This window comes from Rahnella sp. PAMC25559 (genome assembly GCF_050632365.1).
Lineage (GTDB): Bacteria > Pseudomonadota > Gammaproteobacteria > Enterobacterales > Enterobacteriaceae > Rahnella > Rahnella rivi.
Genome location: NZ_CP192543.1, coordinates 4,161,113 through 4,185,659 on the forward strand (window position 1 = coordinate 4,161,113; position 24,547 = coordinate 4,185,659).

A 24,547-nucleotide genomic window follows, 5' to 3' on the forward strand; every position below is an offset into this window, starting at 1 on the left:
CCCATGATTAACCGCGATTTTTTCCATACGCATCGCCGCGCCTTCTGGCTTTTTATCGGCCTGATTGCCGTCAATCTTCTGGCGTGGGGCTGGGCGCTGGCGGCGTTTCGCCACAATGCCGCGCTGATTGCAGCTGCGCTGCTGGCGTACGGTTACGGGTTGCGTCATGCGGTGGATGCTGACCATATCGCGGCCATCGATAACGTCACCCGCAAGCTGATGCAGCAGGGTCAGCGGCCGGTGGCCGTTGGGGCTTTTTTCTCGCTGGGTCATTCGAGCATTGTGGTGCTGGCCTGCGTGGCGATTGCAGCCACCTCGCTGGTCTTTGGCAATAAAATCGGCTGGCTGCACGATTACGGCAGCACCCTCGGCACGCTGGTTTCTGCCCTGTTTTTATTGATGATGGCGCTGCTGAATGCGCTGATCCTGCGCGATGTTTACCGCCGTTTTCAGAAAGTAAAACGCGGTCAGACCTTCACCGGTAAAGAGGAACTGCATCAGGTTCAGGGCGGCGTGATGAGCCGGTTGTTCAGCTTCGCTTTCAATATGGTGAATAAAAGCTGGCAGATGTATCTGGTGGGATTTCTGTTCGGGCTGGGTTTCGACACCGCCACGGAGATCGGCCTGCTGGGCATCTCGGCGGCGGGTGCCTCTTCCGGGATGTCTGTGTGGAGCATTATGGTGTTTCCGGCGCTGTTCGCCAGCGGCATGGCGCTGATTGATTCACTGGATAATTTTGTGATGGTTGGCGCCTATGGCTGGGCGTTCGACAAGCCGGTTCGCAAGCTCTATTACAACATGACCATTACCGCCACGAGCGTCTTCATTGCGCTGTTTATCGGCGGACTGGAAGCGCTGGGGCTGATGGCCGACAAGCTGAATCTGCACGGCGGATTGTGGCGGGTAGTGGAACAACTCAACGACAACATGGGCAGCGTCGGTTACGCCGCGGTAGCGATTTTCATCCTGTTCTGGGGCATTTCGGCGCTGAATTATCGCCGTAAAGGCTATGACTCCCTGACAGTCTGAAACCCCGGATCCTGCGGTTACGCATCACCCGGCAAGATTATCTGCTTTTCCAGACGCAGCGTACCGCCGTCTGTCACCGTGATCATGATTTGGGTTTTACTGCCCGGCTGCACGGCAAAGCGCATCTGCCCGAGCGGCTGTGGCTGATTGGCAGAAAGATTGACGTTGCTGCTCTGGCGGCTGGTGCTGTTGCCCGCGCTGCCTTGTTGCGAAACGGACACCGCCACCTGGCAGGCGCAGGCTTTGGTGAGGCTGACCATCGGGGTGATGACGTAATTCTGCGCCTCATTATGCGTATCAAACCAAAGCTGATTGGACATGACGGCGGCGATCAGGAGTAAATGCATAGCCTTTATTCTCCGGGTTCAGTCGAAAAAAAACAGGGCTAGTGCCCTGTTCTGCTTTGCTCCTCCCCTTCGCAGGGGAGGAATGGTTAATCAGTTTTGACTGGCGTAGGCCAGGTTAGCTGTACCAAGCTGGGTGATGCTGGTCAGAGAACCGTTTGCGCCCTGTGAAGCCTGCGCGTAGTTGCCTGAACCGTTTTGAGAAACAAGCACTTTACTGCCGTTAGCGGATTGCGACACGTTAGCCGTGTTGTATTCGCCTTTCTGCGCCACACTGATCAGGCTGCCGTCGCCAGTCTGATTCGTGCCAGAGGTGTTTCTGAACCCGTCCTGATTTACCGCAGTCAGCGATTTCTGCGCACCGGTTTGAGTGGCATTCGCCAGGTTAGCAGTACCCTGCTGGTAAATCTGAATTTCAGAATTCCACTGGGTGGCCGTGAATGTCGGCACTGTTGATGGAGGTGTAGAAGGACCACCACCACCGCCGCCGCCACCATGATTTTGACCCGTTGCAAATGCACTGCCACTAACGACTAAAGCGGAGACTGCCACAATTTTCCAAAGTTTCATGATGCTACCCCATTGGTTTAATATCGGATGTCATAAGAACGTATGTTTTTTAATGCTGTGTCACTCTAATCGCCATTCCTGACGAGTTTTGCACGACGCCGCTACTCTGGTTCGTTCCATTCTGGCGTATCTCAGTCACACTCCGGCCTTTTTGCAGAATGTAAGCTGTGTTACCAAAATTCTGTTGCGTAATGGATGAATTCCCGCCACCGGTTTGCGATATATAGGCAAAGTTATCGCTGCCGCTTTGAGAAATATCCGCATTATTTCCATTACCTCTTTGTTTTATCAGCGCAGTATTTTCTGAGCCAGACTGCCGGATAACGCTCGTGCTGCCGTTACCTGTTTGATTGCTGTAGGCCATATTGCTACTGCCATTCTGATAAATCGCCGATGTATTCCCTGATGAATTTCCCGCACCTGCATAATAGATTTCAGCGCTGCCGGCACTTATCTCCGGAAAAGCCATATCATATTGTTGTGCGTTAACGACCCAGGATGCTGAAAGTAATGCCAGGGTCAGTAAAGTCTTTTTCATTTCGTCACCCTGTATTAAATCCGGAGAACAATTTCTTGCTGACCGGTTTTATTGCTGTTGACGAATTGATTATGGAGTTTAAGAAAAATAAGGAACTCACCCGCACGTCGTATTTTAATTTCCGGCTTCATCAAAAAGTATGAGTTGCCCCTTCTCATGCGGATTGACCAGTACATTCTGGTTAAAGGTCAATACGGCTAATCTGGTGCATGGCATTAATCCTAAAGTAACGGGAAAGAGTCATTTCATTAATCACACAAATGCAACTATTCTTAATGACTCGGGAACGTTCCCTTCGACAATAAAGCGATCTGCCGCACATTTCCGTTGCTTATAATTAGGCGAAAAACGCCGCCACACCGCTATTCCTGCCACTTCCTATACCTTTCCATAGGGTTCTGACCCCTGCCACCTAAGTTAAATCGATTATTAGAGCGGGTGGTATTTGAGTTATTAAAGCAGAATGATGAAGTGTATTGCAGAATTCGGAGAATATTTTCGGAGAGGGAATGATTAAAATCGCTGGGTTAACAACGGCAAACGTTAAGATTATGTAAACCCCGTTACTTTAATTTTATTGAACAGGATTTGCATTGCGCATGGCAATACATTAGGAAAACTTTATACATTTTACGTTACATTTTGAAACACAAATAGGCCTTGCGTAAGAGAGGCCAAACGCTAAATTGAGTCAGTACCGCACATGAAACGACCTGAAAATATTATGTGCACCAGGTTGTGTTTATTTTCTCTTTTTAGATATACACAGCAAACATACAGCTATAGATTTAGCAAAATAAGTTAACGGCCTCATTATTGCCTTTCTTTAATCAGGCAACAGAAGGCCGTGGCTATAATAATCAAGGCAGGGTTTGATTATGCTTAATGAAGCGGCGATCAATAATAATATTCTTTTATTAGTGACGAAACCGTCATTACAGGCCAGTGCTTTATTGCAGCAATTAAAACAGCAACTTTGTGTCAGTACCCGACTCCATAACATTCATAAGTCCCTAGAGGATCAATATCTTCATCAGACATTAATTCTCTTCGACATGATGGAGGCAGATCGCCGCACCATTGAGCAGTGGCAATCGGCATTACACCATTATCACGACAGCGTGAAACTGTTGTTACTCAATACGCCTGACGAATACCATTTTCGTGAAATAGAAACCTGGCCGCGGATAAGCGCCGTGTTTTATCTCTCAGCCGATGAAAGCAATCTGGTGGAAGGGATCAAAAGCGTGATCCGTGGCGAATGCTATTTCTCGCAGGGCTTTGCCAGCTACCTGATCAATCAGTCGGGATCCTTTCGCCATCTTCACTCGCAAGACACCGGACTGACCCATCGCGAGAAAGAGATCCTCAATAAATTACGTGTGGGGGCGTCGAACACGGAAATTGCGCGGCTGTTATTTATCAGCGAAAACACCGTCAAGACGCATCTTTATAATTTATTTAGAAAAATCTCGGTAAAAAACCGTACTCAGGCGGCGTCCTGGGCCAACGACAATCTCAAGCGCTGACATCATGAGACTTTACAGCAAGACCTTGTGGCTGTGGCTGGCATTGCTTTGCGGCGCCTGCCTGCATGTTCATGCAGCGGAAATTAAAGATCCCGGCCTGGTCATCGATCACACGGTGACCTCGGTCGGCCATGATTTTTATCGCGGTTTTACCGATAAGTGGGACCGCAACTACCCGGAAACCATCACCATTTCAGAACGGCCCAGCGCACGCTGGGGCAGCTGGATCAGCGTCAAAATAGGCCAGGACACGCTCTACCAGACGCTGTTGTTCCCAAATCGTCGCAATTTTAATAAGGACGTCGACACCGCCATAGATGGCGTCACCGAGGCGCTATCACGTCGCCAGTTAGACAAGGCGTTACTTGGCACCGGGGATCTTGCCCATGATGAATTTTAATGCACAGCCTCTTTTAAGGAGAGCATCGTGAATATTCCAGTCTCAGTCCCCCGCTCGGTGATGCTGCTGGCGTTACTGACGGCGTCCCCGCTTTCCTGGGGCGGCAGTATGGTCTTTCAGTTTGTTAACCCGAACTTCGGCGGCAACCCGAACAATGGCTCGTTTCTGCTCAATGAGGCGCAGGCGCAAAACTCGTACAAAGATCCGGACAGCTATGACTTTGGAACGTCCGGCACGTCGGCGCTGGATAACTTCACTGCCTCGATTCAGTCACAACTGCTGGGCACGCTGATGGGCAACATCAATCAGGGTAAACCCGGCAGGCTGGTGACGCAGGACTTTATTGTGGATATCCAGAATACCGACGGGCAGCTGGTGATGAATGTCACCGACCGTCAGACCGGCAAAGTGTCCACCATTCAGGTTCAGGGTTTGTCAGCAACGACTAACTGATTCCGACGAACAAAATCCCCAAAAAATTCGATACGAAATCGAAATAAGAAGGGAAAAAACGGGAATGAGATCATGCGCAATTATTTATTACTCATCGCAGTTTTTGTGTTGAGCGGGTGCCTGACAGCAGCACCTAAAGAAGCCGCCAGACCGACATTATTACCGCGTGCGCCGAGCTACACCGACCTGACCCATCTGCCGCCTCCGCAGGGACGGATATTTGTGTCGGTGTACAACATTCAGGATGAAACCGGTCAGTTCAAGCCGTATCCGGCAAGTAACTTCTCGACGGCGGTGCCGCAGAGCGCCACGGCGATGCTGGTGTCCGCGCTGAAAGATTCGAAATGGTTTATACCGCTGGAACGTCAGGGGCTGCAAAACCTGCTCAACGAACGCAAAATTATTCGCGCCGCGCAGGAAAATGGCAGCGTCGCCATCAACAACCAGCGGCCGCTCTCCTCGCTGGTGGCGGCGAATGTCCTGATTGAAGGCTCGATTATCGGCTATGAAAGCAATGTGAAATCAGGCGGGATTGGTGCGCGTTACTTCGGTATCGGCGCCAGCACGCAGTACCAGTTGGACCAGATAGCCGTGAACCTGCGTGCTGTCGACGTCAATACCGGGGAAGTTCTGTCGTCAGTGAATACCAGTAAGACGATATTGTCGTACGAAGTGCAGGCCGGGGTGTTCCGCTTTATCGACTATCAGCGTCTGCTGGAAGGCGAACTGGGCTATACCACCAACGAGCCCGTCATGCTGTGCCTGATGTCGGCCATTGAATCCGGGGTAATTTATCTGGTCAATGACGGTATCGACCGCAATCTGTGGCAGTTGCAGAATCCGACGGATATCAATTCACCGATACTTCAACGCTACAAAAACACTATTGTCCCTGCCGAATCCTGATGAGAGGCAGTTGGCGAAGGGAAGTGGCGGGTTGAGGCCGCTTCCCTTCTTTTTTTAGGACCACCTCAGGTTTTGTTCTCCTGAGTTTTCACGCCTTGCTGGTAATTATTTACGCGCTTTTTATCTTCAAGATTAAAATCGGGATCAAGATAAATGCTCAGCCGTTTGATCAGCAATTCGTCAAATTCAAACACCGTACAAAAATGATGACGCCCCGCCTGAGACGTTGGCCAGCGGTCACCGTTTTGCATCACCCCGCGCATCTGCCCTTCCAGCACCAGGGTGTCGCCGTCGCTCAGAAAGCGAAATGCGTCCTGAATATGCTGGATTTTGTCGATCTCCAGCGCAAAACGTTTTCCCAGTTCTCCCAGTGAGGATTTGCCCTGCGCGGTGCCAAACTTAGGAAAGAACAGTTCGACGTCTTCCGTAAAAAGATCTAATAAGGAAGCATCAGCCTGATCCAGTTTGGCGTAAAAAGTCTTCACAACGTCAATGCGCTTTTCTTTCAATGGTTGTTCTGTCATTTTCCACCTCGAAATCACTCCCTCAGCCTCAAGCCTAGTGACTGTCGCTGAATTTGCCAGTTATGTGGCCGGGCTCACAAAAGCCAAACGCCGCCAGTTCAAAGAGATTTCTGCACTCTGCGGCGTAACCCATTACACTTGCAGGATTGTTTACGTTCATTTCCCCTTACATTTTGGAGAGTCACGGATGTCTCAGTTCACTCGCGCAGGCAGCGTTATGCCGCCTGTTCCGACTTCCGCCCGGGCGGTCATCATCGCCATTTGCGTGTTGCAGGGACTGCTGCTGTATTTCTTCCTCTCGCACCCTGCGTCTCCCGCGCTCGAATCCCTGAGCCATAATATTTACGGCCAGACTATGGCATTTACATTACCGGTCCTGATTTCGTTATCGGTCGTGCACCTGAATTCTCGTCGTTTCTGGGGCGGCATAGCCGTGCTGACGTTGCTGCTGGCGGGGATGGCGGCGTGGCTGAAAAGCAACATGACCGGCGCGCCGTCAGAGGCGGTGCTGTTTCCTTTCTGTCAGTCTTTGGTTCTGCTGGTTTACTTTGTGCTGCCGTGGTTGCAGGTGCAGTCTTTCCCGCCGGACACCCGTTACCGCTACGCAAATCTGGCGGCGTGCTATTCGCAAAATACGCTGTGCCTGATGCTCACCGTGCTGCTGATGCTGCTGACCCTGGGCGTGATGGCGCTGTGTGCGGCACTGTTCAGGCTGATTGGCATTGAGTATTTCCACACGCTGTTCTTCGATACGCCGCTGTTTATGTGGCTGGTTTACGGGCTGCTGCTGGGCATCAGTATCGTCACCTGCCGCACCCAGCCGTCGCTGATGAACACCACCAAAAACATTATTCGTTTTATTCTGAAAGGCTTACTGCCGCTGGTTGCGTTTGTGGCGCTGCTGTTCCTGTGCGCCCTGCCGTTCACCGGGCTGAAGGCGCTGTCCGATGCCTGGTCTGCGGCCAGCCTGCTGACCATCATGGCGATGAGTGTGCTGGTGCTGGTGAACGTGGTGCGCGAAGCGGATAACGCCTCGAAGCCGTATCCGCGTTTCATCCGTCTGATGGTCAATGCGGCCATTCTGCTGCTGCCGGTGTATGCCGCGCTGGCGATGTACGCGACCGGTTTACGTATTGCGCAGTACGGCTGGACGCCGCAGCGTCTCTGGGCGGTGCTGACCATCGGGGTGACGCTGGTGGCCTCGTTGTGCTACAGCCTTTCGGTGATCGACAAACGTCCGGACTGGCTGCCGCGCATCACCCAGTTAAACAAACCGCTCTCGCTGCTGGTGGTTTTGCTGGTGATCGCCGTTAACAGCCCGCTGCTCGACCCGTACCGTATCAGCGTGAACAATCAGATTGCCCGTTTAGACCAGGGTAAAACGCAGGCGAAAGATCTCGATCTGCATATGCTGCGTTTCGATACCGGCCGCCGGGGCAACGACGCGCTGAAGGCGTTGCAGCAAAATCCGGCGTTCGTGGCCGATCCCCATCTGCTGGTGCTGTTGAAAAACACCCTTTCACAGACGTCGCGCTGGGGTTCTTATGACGTGGAAGATGCCGCGCAGGCAGCTAAAGACTACCGTGCAGAAAATGCGAAGAAGATGATCCAGCTGGCGAAGGGATCGGTTCAGCCTGAGGATGCCTGGTGGAACAGCCTGCCTGAGCTGGAAAAATACCGCAGTACGCTGCGCGATTGCCTCAGCCTGCAAGGCGTGTGCATCGTCAACACCCTTGAACTGAACAACGACAAACAGAAAGAAGTTTTCCTGTGTAATACCCTGGATCCGAAATCGGTTAATTGCCGGGTGTACGCCAGAAAGGCAGGGAAATGGACTGAAGCCGGTGAGCTGTATCTGTATGAGGAAAAAAACAGAGAAGAGATCATTCAGGCTTTGCGTAACGGGGAGGTCAAACCGGTAGCGCGCAGAGAGTCAGACGTGCAGATTAAGGGCAAACGGCGGGTGATTCATTACAACAATAATAGTGAGCAGTAAGTGACACATTCTGAATGACGCGTCGTGAATAACCCGCGTCTTTGTCCTTCACCGGCAGGCCACAGCGCCTGCCGGTTTAACATCATATCAACGCAACCTGTTATGGCGTGACGGTCGGATCCTGCTCCGCGGGCGGTTCACCCGCTGTTTTCTTCGGCGGCAGCAAACCGTCGGCGCGGAACATCGCTTTGATCCCACGAACCGCCTGACGAATACGATCCTGATTTTCGATCAGCGCGAAACGCACGTGCGTATCACCGTAATCGCCAAAACCAATCCCCGGAGAGACGCAGACTTTAGCATCGGCCAGCAGACGTTTGGCGAACTCCAGCGAGCCTAAATGGGCGTAAGCCGGAGGAATTTTCGCCCAGACGTACATGGAAGCCTTCGGATTTTCCACCATCCAGCCCGCTTCATGCAGGCCGCGCACCAGAACGTTACGGCGCTGGCGGTATTGCTCGGCGATGTCTTTCACACATTGCTGATCGCCTTCGAGTGCCGCGATAGCTGCGACCTGCAACGGCGTGAAGGTGCCGTAATCGTGATAGCTTTTGATGCGCGCTAACGCGCTGACCAGCTCCGGGTTACCGACCATAAAGCCTATGCGCCAGCCCGCCATGTTGTAGCTTTTTGACAGCGTGAAGAATTCCACCGCGATGTCTTTTGCGCCCGGCACCTGCATGATTGACGGCGCTTTCCAGCCGTCATACACGATATCGGCATACGCCAGATCGTGGATCACCAGCACGTCATATTGTTTTGCCAGGGCCACCACGCGTTCGAAGAAATCCAGTTCCACGCACTGCGCCGTCGGATTGGACGGGAAGCCGAGGATCATCATTTTCGGGCGCGGAATGGTTTCGCGGATGGCTTTTTCCAGCTCAGCGAAGAAATCCACACCTTCGGTCAGCGGCACGGAACGCACCTGCGCACCGGCGATCACTGCGCCATAAATGTGGATGGGATAACTTGGGTTGGGCACCAGAACGGTGTCGCCGTGATCGAGCGTCGCCAGCATCAGATGCGCCAGCCCTTCTTTCGAGCCGATAGTGACGATAGCTTCACTTTCCGGATCAATCTCGACCTGATAGCGATCGGCATACCAGCGGGAAATCGCCCGGCGCAGACGCGGAATACCGCGTGACGTCGAATAGCCATGGGTGTCTTCGCGCTGCGCCACCTGCACCAGTTTTTCAACGATGTGCGGCGGCGTCGGGCCGTCGGGGTTGCCCATACTGAAATCAATGATGTCTTCGCCGCGATGGCGTGCCGCCATTTTCAGTTCAGCGGTGATATTGAAAACATAAGGGGGAAGACGATCAATACGTGAAAAACGACGTGGTGAACTGGAATCAGCCATAATTTCCTCGAGGATACGTAAGCGCCCGGACCGTCCGAGCGACGCTGGCCGCATTGCGGCCTTCCACGAACATAACGCAGACTCAAAAAACTGTCGAGAGTGTGAACACTCTTTTTTAGCGTTGCCCGGTTCTCAGCGTGGATCGTGCTTCAGCAATCCCAGCAGCCAGTCGTTCTTCCATTCATCGCCAATGCGATAACTGTCGCGCAACAGACCTTCCATCTGAAAACCACATTTCTCCAGTACGCGGCGTGAGGCGTCGTTGCCTTCGAGCACATTGGCTTGCAGCCGGTGAAAATCACAGTGGTCGAAAGCAAAATTCAGCACCTCACGCAGGGATTCCACCGCGTAGCCTTTGCCCTGATGCTCAGGTGCCAGAATAAATCCGACTTCCGCCTGCTGATAAGGCCGCCAGTCAGGGAAGAATCCGGTCAGCCCCACCGCTGCACCGGTCTGTTTTTCGCGGATCAGCAGACACAACCAGAAATCGCTGTAACGATCCCAGTTACCGAGCCGTTGTTCAAAGCGACTGTGGATCTGAGCGGGGGTATCAAGGTTGCCAATAAAACGCATGACGTCAGGACCCTGATACAACCGCAGGAAAAAAGCCCAGTCATCGGCCTGGAGCGGTTGCATGTGAAGCCTTGCGGTCGAAAGCGAAATCATCATCCGAACTCCTTTGCTGTCAGCAAATTATCCCTGTTTTTATTGTGCCAAGACAGGCCTGAACGCCGTCTGTCTGGTGGTCAATTACGGGTGTTTTACATATAATAAACCACGATTTAATTTAGCGTGATTATACAATGTCGCGCAGAGAACCTGCCATGCAACTCATGTTCGATATGCTGCTGGCGGTCTTTGACCGCGCGGCACTGATGCTGATCTGCCTGTTCTTCCTCACGCGTACCCCGCTGTTCCGCAAACTGCTGCACAAAGAAAATGAAAACCACACGGCACTGGAACTGACCGCCGTGACGGCGATTTTCTCGTTGTTTGCCATTTTCGGTACGCTTTCGGGGATCAACGTGGAAGGGTCGCTCATCAACGTGCGAACCATTGCCATTATGTCCGGCGGGATCCTGTTCGGCCCGTGGGTCGGCATTATCACTGGCGTGATCTCCGGCACTCACCGCTTTTTGATCGACATCCACGGCCCGACGTCCCTTCCCTGTCTGATCACCAGTATTACCGCCGGTTTTCTCTCGGGCTACATCAATAAAAAAGTCAAAAAAGCGCTGCACTGGAAAGTCGGCATTCTGGCGGGGATGCTGTGCGAAACCCTGACGATGGTGTTGATCCTGCTGATGGCGCGGCCTTTTTCGCTCGGGCTGGATATCGTGATGAATATCGCCGCACCGCTGATCCTCGGGGCCAGTTCTATCGGCCTGATTGTCTTGCTGGTGCAAAGCGTCGAAGATGAAAAAGAAGTGATTGCCGCCCGGCAGGCGCGGCTGGCACTGGATATTGCCAATAAAACGCTCCCCTATTTTCGAAATATTAATGCAGAATCCCTGGCCAGTATTTGCAGCATCATCCGTGATGATATCGATGCCGATGCGGTCGCCATCACCGATAACAAAAACATTCTGGCCTACGTCGGCGTGGGGGCAGAAGAATACAATATTGGCCATGAAACGCTCAGTGAGATGACCAAAGCCACGCTGGAAAGCGGTGAAATTACGGTGAAAAACAACGACGAAATGCACCGCACGCCGCAAATTCACTCGCTGATAATTATCCCGCTGTGGGAAAAGGGCGAAGTCACCGGCTCGCTGAAAATCTATTATTGCGATCCGCACCGCATCACCTATTCGCTGAAAGTGATGGCGATTGGCCTGTCGCAAATCATGTCTACCCAGATGGAAGTGTCGCGCACCGAGCAGCTGCGCGAAATGGCCAACAAAGCGGAAATGCGGGCATTGCAAAGCAAGATAAACCCGCACTTTCTATTTAATGCCCTCAATGCTATTTCTTCTTCGATCCGCGCCCGCCCTGACGTGGCGCGCCAGCTGGTGATCAATCTCTCCCGTTATTTGCGCTACAACCTGGAGCTGAACGACGAGCTGATCGATCTGCGCAAAGAGTTGCATCAGGTGCAGGATTATATCGCCATCGAACAGGCCCGCTTTGGCAGTAAACTGACGGTGATCTACGATATTGATGATGACATTTCGGTAAAAATTCCCAGCCTGCTCATTCAGCCGCTGGTGGAAAATGCCATCGTGCATGGGATCCAAAAGTGCAGCGGTAAAGGCGTGGTGGTGATTTCAGTGAAGCACCATTCCAACGGCGTGTGGGTTTCGGTGAAAGATACCGGCCACGGCATTAATCAGGAAACCATCGATCGTGTGGCACGCAATGAAATGCCCGGCAATAAAATCGGCCTGCTGAATGTGCATCATCGCGTCTCTTTACTGTATGGTCAGGGGCTGGTGATCCGCCGCCTTGAACCCGGCACGGATATTTCATTTTTGATCACACAATCCCCGGCAAAAATCACGGCAGCCCCCGAGAGCACTATAGCCTGACCATGTTGAGGGAATTTCTCTGCTTTATTTCTGTCGCCCGCTTTTCGGGCGCTCGCACCGGGGGATAATTCCGTGAAAGCTATTATCGTCGAAGATGAAGTTCTGGCTCAGGAAGAGCTGAGTTATCTCATTAATACGCACAGCAGCATCAAAATTGAAGCCACATTTGATGACGGGCTGGACGTGCTTAAATATCTGCAAACCCATGAAGTGGATGCTATTTTTCTGGATATCAGCATCCCTTCGCTGGACGGCGTGTTACTGGCGCAAAACATCAGTAAGTTCGCGCATAAGCCTTACATCGTGTTCATTACGGCCTATAAAGAACACGCTGCCGAAGCCTTTGAAATCGAGGCTTTTGATTACATTCTCAAGCCGTATCATGAGTCACGCATTGTCACCATGCTGCAAAAGCTGGAGTCGCACTTTGCGAGGGATAAGCAAAGCGGCAGTAAGCCTGAAGATGTACATCCGGCGCAGGGCAGCGCTAACCGCATCAGCCACAGCATTAATCTGATCAAAGATGAGCGGATTATCGTGACCGACATCAATGATATTTACTACGCCGCCGCGCAGGAAAAGGTGACGCAGGTGTATACCCGCAAAGAAGAGTTCACCATGCCGATGAACATCACCGAACTCTGCAACCGCCTGCCGGAAGAGCATTTTTTCCGCTGCCATCGTTCGTATTGCGTGAACCTGTCAAAGATCCGCGAGATCGTGCCGTGGTTTAACAACACCTATATTTTGCGGTTGAGTGATTTGGATTTTGAAGTGCCGGTAAGCCGGAGCAAGGTGAAAGAATTCAGACAGTTAATGCGGTTTTGATGACTCCCCCTTCGCAGGGGGAGCTGTTTTTAGATCGTCATACCCATCGACTGACGCAAATACGCGCCTGCGCCAAGCAATCCTGGCTGATCGTGTGTGATCAGGAATACCGGGATATCCATCAGGTAATCTTTAAAGCGGCCTTTATCTTCAAACGCGGCACGAAAACCTGACGCTTTGAAGAATTCCAGGAAGCGCGGAACGATGCCACCGGCAATATAGACCCCGCCAAATGTGCCCATGTTCAGCGCCAGATTCCCGCCGAACCGCCCCATGATCACGCAAAACAGCGACAGCGCGCGGCGGCAGTCTACGTTTTCATCCGATAACGCCAGCTCGGTGACGTCTTTCGGTTTGAAGCTCTCCGGCACGCGGTTATCAGATTTCACGATCGCGCGGTACAGATTGACCAGCCCCGGCCCCGAGAGAATGCGTTCGGCAGACACGTGACCCATTTCAGTACGCAGCTGCTCAAGAATGATGTCTTCTTCTTCGCTGTTAGGTGCGAAATCCACATGCCCGCCTTCGCCCGGCAGGCTCAGCCACTGTTTGTTGGCATGGATCAGATGAGCCACACCGAGGCCGGTGCCCGCACCGTAAATCACCGCCGGTTTGCCATCCAGCGCTTTCTTACCGCCGAACTGCAACAGATCAGCCTCTTTGAGCATCGGGATCGCCATAGAAACGGCGGTGAAATCGTTGATCACTTCCAGATGCTGCAGGCCGAGACTTTGTTTCATTTCGGCAATGGAGAACGCCCAGGTGTGGTTGGTCATCGCCACCCAGTCGCCGGTGATCGGGCAGGCGATCGCAATACAGGCATCTTCAACCTCCTGATGCTGCTGCGCGAGATACTCACGTACCGCGGCTTCGAGGCTGTCGTAATCCAGCCCGGAAAAAGTCTGAGACTGTGAAATCTCGCCGCTGTCTAAGGCGCACAGCGCCAGACGACAGTTGGTGCCCCCGACATCGCCCACCAGGGAGTATTTAGTCATGTTATTCTCCGCAAAAGTAAATTCGTTATACTGCGCATCCACGCCAGAAATGCTGTGCTCATGAGTACGCTGCCAGACACCCTGATGTCAGTGGTGGTCATCAATAAAAGCGACTGGCGAATGCCTGCAATGGGGCAGAGCTGACAGATTCGTGTGGGCAAAATAGCGGTAATTGCTATACGCTGCAATGCAGTTTTGTACCAACGCACATTTATGCGGCATGTCACACAAAATAATGTCGGCCACCCGCAAACTGACCTTGCTGATATTCATCTAAGCTATCAGGGCAATCAAAATTATATAATAAGGAAATCATTGCATGTTTCATCCTCGCGCCAGAATCATGCTGGCTTTTGCCCTGCCCGCAATCGTTATTGGTGTCATGTCCAGCCTGATCCTGGTTTTGGTCATGATGATGTCAGGTGCGCTGCAAAACCTGCTGTGGCAGTACATTCCCGACGTTCTGCACGTCAATACCCAGTCAGCCACCTGGACACTGTTCATGCTGACGCTGACCGGGATTGGTGTCGGAGCGTTGATCAAGTATATGCCAGGCCACGCCGGGCCGGATCCGGCGACAGAATCGCTGATTGGCGCCCCGGTGGCGGTCAATGCGCTGCCGGGACTGGCACTGGCGCTGATGGTCGGGCTGGCGGGTGGCGTCAGCCTCGGGCCGGAACATCCGATCACGGTAATCAATATCGCGCTGGTCGTCGCGCTGGGTTCGCGTCTGTTGCCGAAAGTGCCGACCACCGACTGGGTCATTCTGGCCGCCGCTGGCACTATCGGCGCGCTGTTCGGCACGCCGGTGGCGGCGGCGCTGATTTTTTCGCAAACCCTCGGCACCAATAAAGATGTGCCTTTGTGGGATCGCCTGTTCGCACCTTTGCTCGCCGCCGGTGCGGGCGCGCTGACGACCGATCAGTTCTTCCAGCCTGATTTTTCACTCAGCATTCCGTCGTATGACAGCTCCCGCCTGATTGATATTTTTAGTGGTTCAGTGGTGGTGCTGATTGCCATTGCGCTGGGGATGATTGCCGTGTGGCTTTTCCCGCATCTGCACCGGATGTTTTACAGCATTCATGATCCGATTATCCGGCTGGGGGTTGGCGGGTTTGTTCTGGGATTGCTGGCGCTTATCGGCGGGGAAATCACGCTGTTCAAAGGGCTGGATGAAATGAAAGAGCTTGCCCACTCGAACCAGCTTTTTGAGATGGGGCCGCTGCTGGCGATCACCCTGACCAAACTTGCGGCGCTCGTGGTGGCGGCGGCCTGCGGTTTTCGCGGCGGGCGGATCTTCCCGGCGGTGTTCGTCGGCGTTTCGCTGGGGCTGATGCTGCACCAGTATGCGCCTGACGTACCGGCGGCGGTGACCGTATCCTGCGCCGTGATGGGAATGGTTCTGGTGGTCACGCGCGACGGCTGGCTCAGTTTGTTTATGGCCGCCGCCGTGGTGCCGGGGCTGAAATTGCTGCCGCTGCTGTGCATTGTGATGCTGCCAGCCTGGCTGATGCTGGCAGGAAAACCGCTGATGCAGGTGGCTAAACAGCGGCTGGGGCGTCAGGATCCGGAAAAAGATTAATCCTGCGTTAACGCAAACTCCGCCGCCGCCAGCGCATGAATGGCGGTGGTGTCGAAGACCGCGACGCGCGCGTCTTCCGCGCCCACCAGCAGGGTGATTTCCGTGCAGCCCAAAATAATACCTTCAACGCCCTGCTGTTCTAATTTGCCAATAATCCGGCGATATTCCTCGCGGGAATCTTCCTTGATGATGCCCAGACACAGCTCTTCATAAATGATGCGATGAACGATCGCGCGGTCAGCGTCATCCGGCGTCACCACGTCAATCTGATGTTTTTCCTGCAAACGCCCGCGATAGAAATCCTGCTCCATGGTGAAACGTGTGCCGAGCAGCCCGATTTTACGCAGCCCCTGCCCTTTAATTTTTTCTGCCGTGGCGTCTGCGATATGCAGAAGCGGCAAACCGCCGATGCGTTCGATATCACCGGCCACTTTGTGCATGGTATTGGTACAGACCACAATCACTTCCGCCCCTGCGCGCGCCAGAGAACGGGCGGCATTGCCGAGGATTTCACCCGCCTGCTGCCAGTCGCCGGCCATTTGCAGTTTTTCGATCTCATAGAAATCGACGCTGTAAAGGAACAGTTTGGCCGAATGTAATCCGCCGAGCTGCTGTTTTACGTGTTCGTTGATCATGCGGTAGTACGGCACCGTGGATTCCCAGCTCATGCCACCAATCAGCCCTAACGTCTTCATTTTCGCCCCTGAGATTAAGTATTGAGCAAAACCATAACTGACAAAAAGCCCGCAGACAAAGAAAATGTCTGCGGGCTTTTTCGGGCATTCAGCGAGGTTGAATCAGTGTTTAGCCGCGCAACGCTCTGCCGCCAGACGGCGGTTCATCCAGCGCTGACGCAGGGTGTCGTAGATCCAGTTGTAGGCGACGGTATACGGCAGGAAGAACAGGAAGAACCCGACTTCCAGCATGAAGGCATCCAGCAGTCCGATACCCAGCCACAGCGCGGCAATCGGCAGACCAATCATGATAAATCCACCTTCAAAGCCCAGCGCATGCGCCACGCGGATTTTAAATGTCCGCACCACACGGGATACAGGCCAGAACCGGTCGAAAATGCTGTTATAAACGATGTTCCATACCATCGCCGTGGTAGACAGCATAATAGCCAGTGCGCCCATTTCCCAGACCGGTTTGTTGAGTAGCCACGCCGCCGCAGGGGCTGAAATCAGCACCGCCAGCGTTTCAAAGCCAACCGCATGAAAAATGCGCTCGCCGAACGTTTTCTGAGAGATGTTCCGTGTTTGCTTAGACATAAAAACCTGCCTGATTCCTGAAATTAAAAAGGGGTGACGGTTGTCACCAGGCAGGCATTATCATTATAAAATGAGATAGGTAAAAGATAGAAAGTATTGATAAAATCGATAGATTGCCGTTCAAAGAGACTCACGGAGCCTGATTATGCGTTATTCACCCGAAGCCCTGATGGCCTTTGTGGAGGCCGCCGACGCGGGATCTTTTTCCGCTGCGGCCCGTAAACTGCGTAAAAGTCAGTCCACTGTCAGCACCGCGATTGCCAATCTGGAAGTGGATTTGGGCGTCACGCTGTTTGATCGCCAGAGCCGACATCCGGTGCTGACGCCTGCCGGGCAGCGCGTGCTGAGCCATGTTCAGGCCATTCTGGCGGCCAGTGAGCGTCTCGATGAACTGGCCGTCCGGTTATCCACTCAGGTGGAAACGCGCCTGACGTTTGTGCTTTCCGATACCTACCAGCCGACACACCACGAAGCGCTGCTGCGCCGGTTTGAGCGCCGCTATCCTGATATCGAATTTGAGTGTCAGATAGCGGAAGATCAGGACGTGATCGATCTGTTGCAGTCCGGCCGCGCGCATATCGGCATGGTGGAAGTGCAGGATCACTATCCGCCGGATATTGGTGTAGCGCGTCTTCCGGAGCAAACGGATATGTCGATTTTTTGCAGTAAAGCACACCCGCTGGCGAGTATTTCCTCTCTGCAACCCGAACAGTTACACACCTTCCGCCAGCTGTGTCTGCAACCTTACAGCCGCCGGGAAATGCCACGGGCGCAGGGGCAGATCTGGTCTGCGCCGAGCTATCTGATGTTGCTGGAAATGGCAGAGCAAGGGTTTGGCTGGGCCACACTTCCCCACTGGCTGGTGAAGCAGTTCGGGCATGACAAGCTGGTCAGCCTGCCGCTGCGGGGCTGGCCGAAGAGAATTTCGGTGGATGCGGTGTGGAGTAAAAATAATCAGCCCGGCCCGGCGGGAAGCTGGTTCATCGACCAGCTGATTGACCCGCCGCCGCCGGACGCTGAATTACTCCCCTGAATTGCGTTTCGCCAGAGATCGGGTGACAGAATCCAGTAACGCGGGAATATCCATTTTAGGCAAAATCACTTCAATCCAGGCCATCCGCCGTTTGGCGCTGGCCTGTTCTATCGCCTCTTTCAACGCCTGCGGCGAATCCGCGCGCGCGCTGAACACTTCTTTGCCGCCAAACGCCGCCGGGAACTGCGTCCAGTTCCATTGCGCAATATCGTTATAGCGCTGAGTCTCACCGTGGATCGCCCTTTCCACGGTGTAGCCCTGATTATTAATGACGAAAATCACCGGCGGCAAACCATAGCGGATCGCCGCGCCCAGGCCCTGAAGGGTCAGCTGTGCAGAACCGTCGCCGATCAGCAAGACCACGCGGCGATCAGGTGCGGCGATCTGCACGCCAAATGCGGCGGGCAACGTAAAGCCGATTGAGCCCCACAAAGGCTGGACCACGAACTGGCAATCCTGCGGCAAGTTCAGCGCCGCCGCGCCAAAACAGGCGGTGCCCTGTTCCGCCACCAGCACGTCGCCGGGTTGCAGAAAGGCCTGAATTTGTTGCCAGAAGGCATATTGATCCAGGCTGTCATCCGCAGGCTGCGGGAGTGTGGTGCGTTTAACCGCGTAAGGCGGCCATTGATCGGCCCGTTCCGCCGTCAGGCGATGCAACACGCTGACGGTTTTTTCCAGCGGAAGCTGGTGGAATATCTGATTGCCGACGCGGGCGGAAAATGGCTGGAGATCGATACATTTTTCGGCAGGAAGTTGCTGGGTAAAACCGGCGGTGATGGTGTCGGTAAACTTCACACCGATGCTAATCACCACGTCAGCGCCCTCAATGGCCTCTTTGGTCGAGGCGGCGCTGGCGGCACCGGAATACGTCCCGGCAAAATTCGGCTGCTGCTCGTTGAACAATCCTTTGCCCATCAGCAGCGTTGAGTGCGCCAGCGGCACTTCCTCCATCCATTGCTCGAGCGCGGCCTTCACGCCAAAGCGATCCGCCAGAAAATCGGCCAGCAGGGAAACGCGTCCGGCGCTGCGCAGTTTGGCATCCGCCGCCGCCACAAAGGCCTCGAGAGACGAAGCGGAAAAGGCCGGTTGCCGCGCAGGAATCGCATGGGCTCGGGTACTGACGGGCAAGGCGGCCACGTCACTCGGCAGTAAGAGGTAGCCGGGGCGCGAGGAATAAATGACGTCTTCAATGACGCGGTCAATTTCGGCCAGCGCATTTTCCGGCGTCAGTGACGCCTGCGCCACACTCACCGGCTGCGACATGCGCATGAAATGGCTGAAATCGCCATCGCCCAGGGTGTGATGGAGTAATTCGCCTTTGCGCTGTGCTGAGAGGGGCGGAGCGCCGACGATATGGATAACCGGCACATATTCGGCATAACTGCCCGCAATACCGTTCAGCGCACTGAGTTCACCGACGCCAAAGGTGGTCAGCAACGCGGCGATACCTTTGGTGCGCGCGTACCCATCGGCACCATAGGCGGCATTGAGTTCGTTGGTACAACCGATCCAGGTAATTTGCTGATGGCTGATGACGCTGTCGAGGAATTTCAGGTTGTAATCGCCCGGCACGCCAAACAGCTCCGAGATCCCGCTAAATGATAAGCGGTCTAAGAGATAGTCCCCTACGGTATAGATATTATCCATGACGATCCTCTGTTAAATAGAAAGTAAACAGTTAATCCCACTAGCGTAAGTATTACGCCAAACCGGGGAATAGGATATTTTTTATTCGAAAAAAGACGTGGCAACGCAGAGTTACAGTGCTGCACTGCGAACTCGCACGGGCAGCCCCTGAACAGTAAAAGTAATAGCGGGAGGGAATAGCCCTGTTTTTCAACGGTAACGCGCCGTAAGGATTGTTCTGGTTGTGATCGTGGTAGCTGGAATTGTTAGTGAAAGCGCATACACTAAAAGGGTTTTTATCTGATTCCTTACACGACACCTACCTCAAACAATAAAGGTTCCTATGCCGTATCTTGCTAGTTCAAACCGTTACGAAAAGATGGAATATCGTCGCTGCGGCCAAAGCGGCCTGAAACTGCCTGCCGTTTCTCTCGGCCTGTGGCATAACTTCGGCGATAACGCGCATTTTGAGAATGGCCGCAATCTTATCCGTCATGCTTTTGACCACGGAATCACCCACTTCGACCTCGCCAACAACTACGGGCCACCACCGGGCTCGGCAGAACAGCATTTTGGCCGTATTTTGCAGGAAGATTTGCTGCCTTATCGCGACGAACTGATTATCTCCTCCAAAGCCGGTTACACCATGTGGGACGGCCCGTACGGAGACTGGGGTTCGAAAAAATATCTGGTCGCCAGCCTGAACCAGAGCCTGAAACGCATGGGGCTGGACTACGTCGATGTCTTCTATCATCACCGCCCGGATCCTGATACGCCGCTGGAAGAAACCATGGCCGCGCTGGATTTGATCGTGCGCCAGGGTAAGGCGTTGTATGTCGGGTTATCGAACTATCCGGCTGACCGCGCCAAAGCGGCATTCGACATTCTCAAACAGCTGGGAACGCCGTGCCTGATCCATCAGCCGAAATATTCCATGTTCGAGCGCTGGGTTGAAGCCGATTTGCTCGATACGCTGGCAGATAACGGCGTCGGCTCCATCGCCTTCTCACCGCTCGCCGGTGGCGTGCTGACTGACCGCTATCTGGCAGGTATTCCTGAGGATTCCCGCGCCGCCAGCGGCAGTAAATTCCTCACCACCGATCAGCTGACCGAAGAAAAGCTGGCGAAAGTCCGTAAGCTGAATGACATCGCGCAGGCCCGTGGACAAAAACTGTCGCAGATGGCGCTGGCGTGGGTGTTGCGCGGCGACCGCGTGACTTCAGTGCTGATTGGCGCCAGTAAAACCAGCCAGATTGACGATGCGGTGGGTATGGTGGCAAACCGTCACTTCACTCAGGAAGAGCTGGCTGCCATCGAAGCAATTTTAGTGTAAGCGTTTACCCTGACGGTGAAAAAACATCCCTTTATGGAGGCTGAGTAAGGATTCCGTTAAGGGTGGGTAAATCAATCAAAACAGGATTGCCCCCATAGAATAGCGGCTGCCTTCACCTTATAACTGTCAGCATAAATTATAAGGAATCTGAGGGCATCATGATTAAGCCTTTACTGTTCGGTACATTATTGTTCGCATTGCTGCCTGCCGCAGCGCCCGCTGTGCAGGCCAGCAGCTTTAGCCTGAGCACGCCCGGGCTTTCAATCAATATCGGTGACCGCGACCGTCGTGGTTATTACTGGGATGGGTATGACTGGCGTGATGCGGGCTGGTGGAACAATCACCGCGGGCGTTACTACGGTGAACGCAGCCATCGCGGCTATTACTGGGATGGCGGCCGCTGGCGCGATCGCGGCTGGTGGGATAACCGCTCTCATCATCGTCCGCCTCCGCCGCGCTATTACGGGCGTCCGCACTATGATCATCCTGGCCGCGGGCCGGATCGGGGTCATGGTCACGACAGAGGTCGCGGCCCGGACCGCGGACACGGTGACCACCGGGGTCATGGCGATCACCGTCATTAATCCGCAAAGATCACAGATAAAAAAACGGGACAGTTTGCGCTGTCCCGTTTTTTTTGCGGCGATGCAGTGATTATTTCAGCATGCCGAACAGCAGATAGAGATTCAGGCTGACAACAATCAGGACGATCACCCGCCCTGCCCACTGCACGGTTTTGGTGTTGGTCATCTCACCCATCAGATGGCGGTTACCGGTAAACGCCAGCAGCGGCAACAGCGCCAGCGCAATCCCGAAACTCAGCAAGACCTGGCTCATCACCAGAATGCGCGTCGCATCCAGCCCCATCAGGATCACAATAAAGGAAGGCATCATGGTGACAACGCGACGCACCCAGATCGGAATGTAGAACTTCACGAAGCCCTGCATCACCACCTGTCCCGCCAGGGTACCCACTACCGTTGAAGACAAACCGGCAGCCACCAGACTCAGGCCAAAAGTGGTGGCGGCGGCATGGCCGAGTAACGGTTGCAGTGTCAGATAAGCCTGATCCAGCTCGCTGATACCGCTGTGACCGCTGAAGTGGAACGCGGCAGCGGCGGTCGCCATCATCGCCAGATTCACAAAACCGGCGATGGTCATGGCGATCCCGACATCCAGCTTAGTGGCAGAGTAACGCTGTTCTTTCGAGGCCTTACCGGCCCGCTGGGTCAGTGAGGAGTGTAAATAGATGACGTGCGGCATGATGGTTGCGCCAAGCACACCGGCAGCCAGATAAACAGAATCACTGGTGGGCAGAGAAGGGATCAGCATCCCTTTGCCGAGCGCCAGCATGCTGGGCTGCGAGAAGAAGAGTTCGACGATATACGCCGCAGCCACAAACAGCAGCAAACCGGCAATCACCAGCTCAAGCGGTTTTTGTCCACGCTTTTGCAGACCGAGGATAATAAAGGTGGCAATGCCGGTAAGCACCGCGCCCTGCAACAGCGACACGCCGAGCAGTAATTTGAAACCGATCGCCGCGCCAATGAATTCCGCCAGATCGGTCGCCATGGCGATAATTTCAGCCTGCACCCAGTAAGCCCAGACAGCCGGACGGGGAAAACGATCGCGGATATGTTCAGCCAGGTTTTTGCCGGTGGCGATACCCAGTTTGGCAGAAAGAAGCTGGATCAACATCGCCATGACGTTAGCCCAGACCACGACCCACAGCAGCTGGTAACCGTAAGAAGCCCCGGCCTGGATGTTTGTCGCAAAGTTACCCGGATCGATGTAACCGATGGCGGCTATAAAGGCCGGTCCCATCAGCGAAAATTTCATCTTTCTGGATGCGCGGCCTGAAGATTCGGTCCGGCTGTTAAACATAATGGATTAACCCCTACAATTATTACGCTTACACAAATATCGTCTAAATGATAATGATTATCAAGTGCATTTAGAAATATTTGAGCGATGATTCTGATAGGCAGTAAGCGACGACGTGATAACTGTGTGGTTATTCGCCCGCCCGGCTTTCTCAATCCGGGCGCGCGCGCTTTCCTAAAACAGAGGCTGTTTGACCAGATTTAGAACGCATTACGGCACATGATAAAGCTAGCACAAGAAAGCAAATTGTGCCTATTTTCTTAACATCTTGATTTTTTGTGTGGTGGAATGGGATTTGTTGCAATTCATGTCTGCAATTTCTATATTTGCAAGCGACTTCACGTTTTAAATGTACGCGTTACATAGAATGTCCGTCGAAATATAGCCTGCCTCTAATTTGGAGCACCCATGTCTAACATTTTGCACTTTGTATTAGCGTTGGCCGTTGTCGCAGTACTCGCTTTACTGGTGAGCCGTGATCGTAAAAGCATCCGTTTACGTTTCATCGTTCAGCTGTTAGTGATCGAAGTCCTTTTAGCCTATTTCTTCCTGAACTCATCTATTGGTTTAGGTTTTGTGAAAGGCTTCTCAGATATGTTTGAGAAATTATTAGGATTCGCTGCGGAAGGAACCGGCTTCGTATTTGGGGGCATGAGCGATAAGGGATTAGCGTTCTTCTTCTTGAAAGTCTTGTGTCCGATCGTGTTTATTTCCGCACTGATCGGTATTTTGCAACACATTCGCGTACTGCCTTTCGTCATCCGTATCATCGGTACGGTACTGTCGAAAATTAATGGCATGGGAAAACTGGAATCTTTCAACGCCATCAGTTCCCTGATTTTGGGTCAGTCAGAAAACTTTATCGCGTATAAAGATATTCTGGGCAAGATGTCTGAAAAACGTATGTACACCATGGCCGCTACGGCAATGTCGACTGTTTCTATGTCGATTGTGGGTGCGTATATGACCATGCTGGAACCGCGTTTCGTCGTGGCTGCGCTGGTGCTCAACATGTTCAGTACCTTTATCGTACTGTCTCTTATCAACCCTTACAGAGTTGATTCGGAAGAAGACCTGCAGATCGGTAACACGCACCAGGGTCAGAGCTTCTTTGAAATGCTGGGTGAATATATCCTCGCCGGCTTCAAAGTGGCGATCATCGTTGCAGCCATGTTGATTGGTTTCATCGCACTGATTTCCTGCCTGAATGCGCTGTTCGACGTGGTATTCGGTATCACCTTCCAGGGCGTGCTGGGTTATGTCTTCTATCCGTTTGCATGGATGATGGGCGTTCCAAGCCATGAAGCCTTGCAGGTGGGCAGCATGATGGCAACCAAACTGGTTTCCAACGAGTTCGTGGCGATGCTGGATCTGCAGAAAGTGGCGGCTGAATTGTCACCACGCAGCGTCGGTATCCTGTCCGTGTTCCTGGTGTCCTTCGCTAACTTCTCCTCGATCGGTATCGTGGCAGGGGCTATCAAAGGCCTGAACGAACATCAGGGCAACGTGGTTTCACGCTTCGGCCTGAAATTGCTGTACGGCTCAACGCTGGTCAGCGTGTTGTCTGCTTCTATCGCGGGTCTGGTACTGGCGTAAGTAAGCAAACGACTGAACGACAAAGAAACCCGCTTCGGCGGGTTTTTTTATGGCTGCAATTTGGTGCTGCAAAACAGGAAGGAGAAATGACAACGCGCAGAAAGCAAAAAACCCGCCGAAGCGGGTTTCTTTAATATTTGGTGGAGATAAGCGGGATCGAACCGCTGACCTCTTGCATGCCATGCAAGCGCTCTCCCAGCTGAGCTATACCCCCACACGAGG

At 53.4% G+C, this 24,547-nt stretch carries 24 protein-coding genes and 1 tRNA gene; 13 read left to right on the forward strand and 12 right to left on the reverse strand.

Features of this window, described 5'->3' with window-relative positions:
* Nucleotides 1-3: 3 nt before the first annotated feature.
* Nucleotides 4-1,029, forward strand: coding sequence for a HoxN/HupN/NixA family nickel/cobalt transporter (locus ACQZQY_RS20145; RefSeq protein WP_056774199.1), 1,026 nt, complete (start codon nt 4-6; stop codon nt 1,027-1,029).
* Nucleotides 1,030-1,046: 17 nt separating this feature from the next.
* Here ACQZQY_RS20145 and csgC read toward each other — a convergent pair whose 3' ends face one another.
* The 3 genes from csgC to ACQZQY_RS20160 all read right to left on the reverse strand — a co-directional run bounded on the left by csgC (nt 1,047) and on the right by ACQZQY_RS20160 (nt 2,481).
* Nucleotides 1,047-1,376, reverse strand: coding sequence for a curli assembly chaperone CsgC (gene csgC / locus ACQZQY_RS20150; protein ID WP_431296286.1), 330 nt, complete (start codon nt 1,374-1,376; stop codon nt 1,047-1,049).
* A gap of 90 nt (nt 1,377-1,466) precedes the next feature.
* Nucleotides 1,467-1,943 carry a curli major subunit CsgA gene (csgA, locus tag ACQZQY_RS20155; RefSeq protein WP_056774191.1) on the reverse strand — a complete coding sequence of 159 codons (477 nt, stop codon included), beginning with the start codon at nt 1,941-1,943 and terminating at the stop codon, nt 1,467-1,469.
* Between the two features lie 49 nt (nt 1,944-1,992).
* The gene (locus tag ACQZQY_RS20160; protein ID WP_122097480.1) at nt 1,993-2,481 is read right to left on the reverse strand and encodes a curlin; all 489 of its coding nucleotides are present in this window, start codon (nt 2,479-2,481) and stop codon (nt 1,993-1,995) included.
* Nucleotides 2,482-3,359: 878 nt separating this feature from the next.
* Between ACQZQY_RS20160 and csgD the strand changes: the two genes are divergently transcribed.
* The 4 genes from csgD to csgG all read left to right on the forward strand — a co-directional run bounded on the left by csgD (nt 3,360) and on the right by csgG (nt 5,769).
* Nucleotides 3,360-4,010 carry a biofilm master transcriptional regulator CsgD gene (gene csgD / locus ACQZQY_RS20165; protein ID WP_390972783.1) on the forward strand — a complete coding sequence of 217 codons (651 nt, stop codon included), beginning with the start codon at nt 3,360-3,362 and terminating at the stop codon, nt 4,008-4,010.
* 4 nt (nt 4,011-4,014) lie between these two features.
* On the forward strand, nt 4,015-4,410 hold the full coding sequence (gene csgE / locus ACQZQY_RS20170) for a curli production assembly/transport protein CsgE (RefSeq protein WP_056774379.1): 396 nt from the start codon (nt 4,015-4,017) through the stop codon (nt 4,408-4,410).
* A gap of 60 nt (nt 4,411-4,470) precedes the next feature.
* Nucleotides 4,471-4,863 carry a curli production assembly/transport protein CsgF gene (csgF, locus tag ACQZQY_RS20175; RefSeq protein WP_056774376.1) on the forward strand — a complete coding sequence of 131 codons (393 nt, stop codon included), beginning with the start codon at nt 4,471-4,473 and terminating at the stop codon, nt 4,861-4,863.
* Between the two features lie 72 nt (nt 4,864-4,935).
* Nucleotides 4,936-5,769: a curli production assembly/transport protein CsgG gene (gene csgG / locus ACQZQY_RS20180; RefSeq protein WP_431296287.1), complete on the forward strand. Its 834-nt coding sequence runs from the start codon at nt 4,936-4,938 to the stop codon at nt 5,767-5,769.
* Nucleotides 5,770-5,834: 65 nt separating this feature from the next.
* Here csgG and ACQZQY_RS20185 read toward each other — a convergent pair whose 3' ends face one another.
* Nucleotides 5,835-6,293 carry a nuclear transport factor 2 family protein gene (locus ACQZQY_RS20185; protein WP_136377362.1) on the reverse strand — a complete coding sequence of 153 codons (459 nt, stop codon included), beginning with the start codon at nt 6,291-6,293 and terminating at the stop codon, nt 5,835-5,837.
* A 187-nt stretch (nt 6,294-6,480) separates the two neighbouring features.
* Between ACQZQY_RS20185 and ACQZQY_RS20190 the strand changes: the two genes are divergently transcribed.
* Nucleotides 6,481-8,289: a DUF4153 domain-containing protein gene (locus ACQZQY_RS20190; protein ID WP_431296288.1), complete on the forward strand. Its 1,809-nt coding sequence runs from the start codon at nt 6,481-6,483 to the stop codon at nt 8,287-8,289.
* Nucleotides 8,290-8,389: 100 nt separating this feature from the next.
* Here the strand turns inward: ACQZQY_RS20190 and alaC are convergent, their stop codons facing one another.
* Nucleotides 8,390-9,649 (reverse strand): alanine transaminase, encoded by a 1,260-nt coding sequence (gene alaC, locus ACQZQY_RS20195; RefSeq protein ID WP_056774169.1) that lies wholly within the window; start codon nt 9,647-9,649, stop codon nt 8,390-8,392.
* A gap of 132 nt (nt 9,650-9,781) precedes the next feature.
* Nucleotides 9,782-10,315 (reverse strand): GNAT family N-acetyltransferase, encoded by a 534-nt coding sequence (locus tag ACQZQY_RS20200; protein ID WP_431297220.1) that lies wholly within the window; start codon nt 10,313-10,315, stop codon nt 9,782-9,784.
* 158 nt (nt 10,316-10,473) lie between these two features.
* Between ACQZQY_RS20200 and ACQZQY_RS20205 the strand changes: the two genes are divergently transcribed.
* Nucleotides 10,474-12,177, forward strand: coding sequence for a LytS/YhcK type 5TM receptor domain-containing protein (locus ACQZQY_RS20205; protein ID WP_431296289.1), 1,704 nt, complete (start codon nt 10,474-10,476; stop codon nt 12,175-12,177).
* Between the two features lie 72 nt (nt 12,178-12,249).
* Nucleotides 12,250-13,005: a LytR/AlgR family response regulator transcription factor gene (locus ACQZQY_RS20210; protein WP_183847873.1), complete on the forward strand. Its 756-nt coding sequence runs from the start codon at nt 12,250-12,252 to the stop codon at nt 13,003-13,005.
* Nucleotides 13,006-13,034: 29 nt separating this feature from the next.
* On the opposite strand, the gene glk is transcribed toward ACQZQY_RS20210, so the two are convergent.
* Nucleotides 13,035-14,000, reverse strand: coding sequence for a glucokinase (gene glk, locus ACQZQY_RS20215; RefSeq protein ID WP_056774369.1), 966 nt, complete (start codon nt 13,998-14,000; stop codon nt 13,035-13,037).
* Nucleotides 14,001-14,319: 319 nt separating this feature from the next.
* On the opposite strand from glk, the gene ACQZQY_RS20220 reads away from it, so the two are divergent.
* Nucleotides 14,320-15,582: an ion channel protein gene (locus tag ACQZQY_RS20220; RefSeq protein ID WP_056774160.1), complete on the forward strand. Its 1,263-nt coding sequence runs from the start codon at nt 14,320-14,322 to the stop codon at nt 15,580-15,582.
* On the opposite strand, the gene ACQZQY_RS20225 is transcribed toward ACQZQY_RS20220, so the two are convergent.
* Nucleotides 15,579-16,277, reverse strand: coding sequence for an aspartate/glutamate racemase family protein (locus ACQZQY_RS20225; RefSeq protein WP_431296290.1), 699 nt, complete (start codon nt 16,275-16,277; stop codon nt 15,579-15,581). The genes ACQZQY_RS20220 and ACQZQY_RS20225 overlap by 4 nt on opposite strands.
* A gap of 102 nt (nt 16,278-16,379) precedes the next feature.
* Nucleotides 16,380-16,853, reverse strand: coding sequence for a multidrug/biocide efflux PACE transporter (locus ACQZQY_RS20230; RefSeq protein ID WP_056774153.1), 474 nt, complete (start codon nt 16,851-16,853; stop codon nt 16,380-16,382).
* A gap of 145 nt (nt 16,854-16,998) precedes the next feature.
* Between ACQZQY_RS20230 and ACQZQY_RS20235 the strand changes: the two genes are divergently transcribed.
* Nucleotides 16,999-17,886, forward strand: a complete 888-nt coding sequence (locus ACQZQY_RS20235) for a LysR family transcriptional regulator (RefSeq protein ID WP_122097472.1) — start codon at nt 16,999-17,001, stop codon at nt 17,884-17,886.
* Here ACQZQY_RS20235 and ACQZQY_RS20240 read toward each other — a convergent pair.
* The gene (locus ACQZQY_RS20240; protein WP_431296291.1) at nt 17,875-19,533 is read right to left on the reverse strand and encodes an alpha-keto acid decarboxylase family protein; all 1,659 of its coding nucleotides are present in this window, start codon (nt 19,531-19,533) and stop codon (nt 17,875-17,877) included. The two genes, ACQZQY_RS20235 and ACQZQY_RS20240, sit on opposite strands and share 12 nt — an antisense overlap.
* 322 nt (nt 19,534-19,855) lie before the next feature.
* Here ACQZQY_RS20240 and mgrA point away from each other — a divergent pair, with 322 nt between their 5' ends.
* Both mgrA and ACQZQY_RS20250 read left to right on the forward strand, forming a co-directional pair.
* Nucleotides 19,856-20,845 (forward strand): L-glyceraldehyde 3-phosphate reductase, encoded by a 990-nt coding sequence (gene mgrA, locus ACQZQY_RS20245; protein ID WP_056774144.1) that lies wholly within the window; start codon nt 19,856-19,858, stop codon nt 20,843-20,845.
* Nucleotides 20,846-21,003: 158 nt separating this feature from the next.
* Nucleotides 21,004-21,429: a DUF2502 domain-containing protein gene (locus ACQZQY_RS20250; RefSeq protein WP_072158081.1), complete on the forward strand. Its 426-nt coding sequence runs from the start codon at nt 21,004-21,006 to the stop codon at nt 21,427-21,429.
* 70 nt (nt 21,430-21,499) lie between these two features.
* On the opposite strand, the gene ACQZQY_RS20255 is transcribed toward ACQZQY_RS20250, so the two are convergent.
* Nucleotides 21,500-22,729 (reverse strand): Nramp family divalent metal transporter, encoded by a 1,230-nt coding sequence (locus ACQZQY_RS20255; protein WP_056774135.1) that lies wholly within the window; start codon nt 22,727-22,729, stop codon nt 21,500-21,502.
* A gap of 408 nt (nt 22,730-23,137) precedes the next feature.
* Here ACQZQY_RS20255 and ACQZQY_RS20260 point away from each other — a divergent pair, with 408 nt between their 5' ends.
* On the forward strand, nt 23,138-24,325 hold the full coding sequence (locus ACQZQY_RS20260; protein ID WP_056774132.1) for a NupC/NupG family nucleoside CNT transporter: 1,188 nt from the start codon (nt 23,138-23,140) through the stop codon (nt 24,323-24,325).
* Between the two features lie 138 nt (nt 24,326-24,463).
* Here ACQZQY_RS20260 and ACQZQY_RS20265 read toward each other — a convergent pair.
* Nucleotides 24,464-24,539: transfer RNA gene (locus tag ACQZQY_RS20265), tRNA-Ala, on the reverse strand.
* Nucleotides 24,540-24,547 lie beyond the last annotated feature (8 nt).